General features: G+C 49.7%; 1 protein-coding gene. It reads left to right on the top strand.

Annotated elements, in window-relative coordinates; all coding sequences use genetic code 11:
* Positions 1-137: 137 nt before the first annotated feature.
* On the top strand, positions 138-529 hold a 392-nt coding region (locus tag ACTQX6_RS12635), incomplete at its 3' end, for an L-ribulose-5-phosphate 3-epimerase (protein WP_441657566.1).

The following is a 529-nucleotide window of genomic DNA, read 5'->3' as shown; positions in this document are numbered from 1 at the left end:
ACACAATGCCGTGGTTTTGGAAGAGGTGGCCATGATGAATACGATGGCAACCCTGTTAAGAAACAATGCCATCGAACCGATGCAGCAGGTGCTTTTAGATAAACACTTTAAGAGAAAGCACGGGCCGGGAGCCTACTATGGACAGAAATAGATACGAGCTGGGCCTGTATGAAAAGGCGATGCCCAATTCTCTGAACTGGAAGGAAAAGCTGGAGCTGACAAGAAAAAGCGGCTTTGACTATCTGGAGATGAGCGTGGACGAAAGCGATGAAAAGCTGGCCCGTCTGGACTGGACACAGAAAGAACGGGATCATATCAAGGAGACCATGATCGAGACCGGTGTACCCATCCGTTCGATGTGCCTGAGCGCTCACCGCAAGTATCCGCTGGGATCCAGAGAGGAAACAATACGAAAAAGATCGTTAGAGATCATGGAGAAGGCAATCGATCTGGCCTATGATCTGGGGATCCGGATCATCCAGCTGGCCGGTTATGATGTGTATTATGAAACAGGGGATGAAACGACCCG

The organism is Faecalicoccus sp. LCP19S3_E2 (assembly GCF_052121255.1).
Lineage (GTDB): Bacteria > Bacillota_I > Bacilli_A > Erysipelotrichales > Erysipelotrichaceae > Faecalicoccus.
The sequence above is the reverse complement of the archived record's forward strand: the minus strand, read 5'-3'. Positions and strand labels throughout refer to the sequence as shown.